This window comes from uncultured Campylobacter sp. (assembly GCF_938018145.1).
Taxonomy (GTDB): domain Bacteria; phylum Campylobacterota; class Campylobacteria; order Campylobacterales; family Campylobacteraceae; genus Campylobacter_A.
Genome location: NZ_CALIII010000188.1, coordinates 1 through 4,010, shown reverse-complemented (window position 1 = coordinate 4,010; position 4,010 = coordinate 1). Strand labels below are relative to the sequence as shown.

Here is a 4,010-nt window from a genome sequence, read left to right as displayed (position 1 = left end):
AAGAGATAACTTATAGTATCGCCTTTATAAGAGGCGTAAAAATCATCAAAATAAGAGGCAAAAATAACAAAAGAGGTTTTGGTGCAGGATTTTTGTATTCGCGAAAAGACATAGATTTTTTGGAGATTTTTATATTTAAAAAGTTAGTCTAAATCTCGGAAGCCAAAGCCGCCGCCCGCCCAGCTTAAATTTAAATTTATCGTTGTAAAATACATAAATTTAAGGCGAAGAGATGATTTTTTTATATTTTGTATTTGTCGCAAATATCTTACTACTAGCGCTCGCTATTTTAAAAGACGTGCTATTTAAAAGCAGGGCATCTTATAAAACTACGGAAAACGGTGCATGGCTCGTACGCCCTAGCCCTGCGGGCAAATTTCTATTTGTAATTCTTTTTCTATCTTGGGGATCGATGATAGCGTTTGACGAACCTTGGATAAAAACTAGCAAAGGTGAGGGTAAAGTTAGATGCTATGACGCGAGCAATCCCTTGTGTGTAGACGGCTTTTTGCGCAGGACGGACGGAGAAACGGCACTTGTAATAGCGCTCGGCTTTGCGGTGATGCTAAGTTGCGTATTGCCATTATCGGAAAAAGGCGTCATCATAGATAGCTGTAGCATAAGAAAAGAGCGGGAGATACTGCCGTTAAATTTTAGTACAAAGATCGCTATAAAAGACGTTTACTTAGAAAAAGAGATGAGAGGAAAGATGCCTATCCTAAAAATAAGGGACGCAAAAAATCGTAAAAATTTTACACTAGGTTTTCCTTATGCGCAGCGAGATATAATTTTTATCGAAATGCTAATATACGAAAGGTTAAATAAAATTGCAAAATTCGACCCGCAAAAGAAAATTTCAAAGGATCAAAATGACTGCACAAAGATTTGAAAAGATAAAAGAGACGCTTAAAATTTGGCTCACGGCGATGCTAAAGATCAAGGACAAGCAGCTACTGCACTACGCATCAAGCCTGAGCTTTCACACGATGCTCTCCATCATCCCCGTGCTTCTCATCTCGCTCTCGCTCTTTACGCAGATGCCAAGCTTTAGCGTCTATTACGCCAAGATCAAGGAATTTATATTTGCCCAGCTACTGCCCTCAAACCAAGACGCGATCTCAAACTACATCGAGACCTTTTTGCAAAACAGCTCAAGCCTTGGCATCCTCGGCCTTGGCGCGATTATCTTTACTTCGATTATGTTTTTTGCCGATTACGAATACGTCATCAACCGCATCATGCACACGAGTAGCCGCAAATTTTGGAACTCGCTAAGCGCGTATTGGACGCTCATAACGCTAGCTCCTTTGGGACTTGGGCTTAGTTTTTATCTCTCAAATTTATTTCAAGATATACTAAACTCCAGCGACTACACGAAGTGGATAAATTTCATAAGTATCTTTCCGTACCTCATCATCTGGGCGATATTTTGCGTGACGTATCTCATCTCGATAAACCGCCAAATCGCCCTAAAAAACGCGCTTTTTAGCTCGTTTGTGGCCTCGCTCATCTGGTATCTAGGCAAAAATATCTTCGTCTTTTACGCCGCAAATAACAAAACCTATCTTAGCATCTACGGCTCGTTTTCGGTGGTGCTGCTCTTTTTCGTGTGGATTTACGTGTCGTGGATCATATTTCTTTACGGCGTAAAGCTGTGCGCGTATCTGGAAAAAGCGGGCGAGAGCGACAAAGAATCTTAAAAAAGCGCGGCAAAGCAGAGTAAATTTAGCGGCACGATAACGGCGGCTAAAATTTTGCTTTTGACGCTTGCTAAACTCGCCGCATTATAGAGCAAAAACAGCCAAAACGGCACGCTCAAATTTACGCCCTTTGCGCGCCACGAGAGAAATTCTAGCAAATACTCATCAAGCGCGCCGCCTGCGCCAAATACATGCAAAAGCGCGCTCATCGGATAAAACAAGCTAAAAAGCGGCGTGAGCGGCAAGACGGCTAGCTGCTGGGCGCTAACGAGCGGGAAAAAGTAAATCACTGGCAAAATCATCGCCGAAAATACCCAAAAATTTAGCAAGATAGCGTGCGTCAAATTTGAAAACCGCTCGCCAAAGTGCCGCAAGTATAGATAAATATAAAATACGCCGAGACATGAAAAATAAAATCCGACGCTAAAAAGCAGACTAGGCATCATCGCCACGGCGGCGCAAATCACGACAAAAAGCAGCTCAAAGCTTACGACGCGCACGTTTCTAGCGAGCAAAAACAGAGCCAGCAGGCTCATCAAAAACGCCCGCAAAAAGGATGGCACGAAGCCAATCAGCGCAAGATAGCAAAACAAAATCACAAAGATCGCGACCGAGAGGTCAAATTTGGCGTTTCGATACGGGAAATATCGCGCCTGAAAATAGCGGTAAATCGGGCACAAAATAAAATATAACGCCCCAAAAATCAGTCCCAAATGATAACCGGAAATCGCGATCAGGTGCGCTACGCCGTAGAAATTTACGTCTTGCCGCAGCTCCTTGCCCACGGGCGCAGCCAGAAACAGCGCGGTAAAAAGCTCGGTCATTTTTTCGCTTTCGTGCTGTGCGGCGATAAACTCAAAAATTCTATCGTAAATTCGCTCCTCGCTCGCGGCATACCTAAGCTGCATCACGCCGTAGCTTGGCATAAAAAACGAGCCGCTTAGGTACTCTTTAAATTTGACGTTTTTGTTTTCGGCGCCGATTAAAATTTGCTCGTTTGCCTGTGCGTCAAAGTCCGCCTGAGTCGTCGTATAAAAGCTAAAATCCTGCGTTTTTAGCTTTAAAACGCGGTAAATTTTGCCTTTTTCGTTCGTTTTTTCGTAGTTTTGTAAAATTTTAGCTTGTAAGATAACGCCGTTTTGGGCTTTAAATTCGCAAAATTTATAGTAGCTAAAGCCCAAATTTAGCGCAAAAACGAGCGCGCACGCAAGGCAAAATATATAAACCTCGCGCGCGTTTTCAAAGATAGATTTACGCTGCGGCTTTTGCAAAATTTGAGCTTAAAGGGCGCATTTTAGGCGTTTGGGTTAAACTCCGCCACGTGCGCGGCGCCAAAGCTCTTATCGACAAAGCGCGTAAATTCCTTCTGAAATATTACTTCTACCGTGCCAACAGGGCCGTTTCGGTTTTTGCCCACGATGATTTCGGCGTCCTCTTCGATCTTGTTAGGGACAAATTTACGCACATACTCCTTGCCCTCGGCGTGCGCCTTTTTCTCGGCCTCCTTTTCCTCCTGCTCGCGGTAAACCTCGTCGCGGTAGACAAAAAGTATCATGTCGGCGTCTTGCTCGATGGCGCCTGATTCGCGCAGGTCGCTTAGCATCGGGCGTTTGTTGGCGCGAGACTCCAGGCTGCGGTTTAGCTGGCTAAGCGCGATGATAGGCATGTCTAGCTCGCGCGCTAACAGCTTTAGTCCGCGCGAGATTTCGGCGATCTGTAGGTGGCGGTCGGAGAAATTTGACGTCGCCATCATGAGGCCGATGTAGTCGATGACGCACAGCGTGATCTCTGGGTGCGAGGACTTGAGCTTGCGCATCTGCGTGCGGATCTGGTGGATGTTTACGTAGCCGCTGTCATAGACGAAAAGCTTGCGACTAGACATATCCTCGCACGCGTCGCTTAGGCGCGACCACTCCTCGTCGTCCATTTTGGCCGTCATTATGTTTTGCAGCGGGATCGAGGTTTTGGCGCTTAGCATACGCAGCATGATCTGCTCGGCAGGCATCTCAAGCGAGAAAAACACGACTCCGCCGCCGCGCATTAGCACGTGGTTCATCAAATTTAGACAAATCGTCGTTTTCCCCATACCCGGGCGCGCCGCGATGATGATGAGATCGCCGTGCTTAAAGCCCTTCGTCATCTCGTTTAGCTGGCGAAATCCCGTGTCGATGCCCACGATATCCTTATCCTCGAGCAGTTTTTGCTTTTCTAGGTGCGCGATGACGTCTGCGATGATGGCGGGAGCGTCTTTTACGACGCCCGCGCTCTGCCCGTCCACTAGCGAATAAAAACTCTGACTCAGCTCGTCCA

General features: G+C 46.0%; 4 protein-coding genes. 2 read left to right on the top strand and 2 right to left on the bottom strand.

The window, feature by feature from the left end:
• Positions 1 to 232: 232 nt before the first annotated feature.
• Positions 233 to 889, top strand: a complete 657-nt coding sequence (locus tag Q0338_RS04375; RefSeq protein WP_298085691.1) for a hypothetical protein — start codon at positions 233 to 235, stop codon at positions 887 to 889.
• On the top strand, positions 870 to 1,700 hold the full coding sequence (locus Q0338_RS04370) for a YihY family inner membrane protein (RefSeq protein ID WP_298085690.1): 831 nt from the start codon (positions 870 to 872) through the stop codon (positions 1,698 to 1,700). The genes Q0338_RS04375 and Q0338_RS04370 overlap by 20 nt, the downstream gene beginning before the upstream one ends.
• On the opposite strand, the gene Q0338_RS04365 is transcribed toward Q0338_RS04370, so the two are convergent.
• Positions 1,697 to 2,971, bottom strand: coding sequence for a ComEC/Rec2 family competence protein (locus tag Q0338_RS04365; protein WP_298085689.1), 1,275 nt, complete (start codon positions 2,969 to 2,971; stop codon positions 1,697 to 1,699). The genes Q0338_RS04370 and Q0338_RS04365 overlap by 4 nt on opposite strands.
• Positions 2,972 to 2,994: 23 nt before the next feature.
• The coding region (locus tag Q0338_RS04360) for a DnaB-like helicase C-terminal domain-containing protein (RefSeq protein WP_298085688.1) at positions 2,995 to 4,010 on the bottom strand (1,016 nt) is incomplete at its 5' end.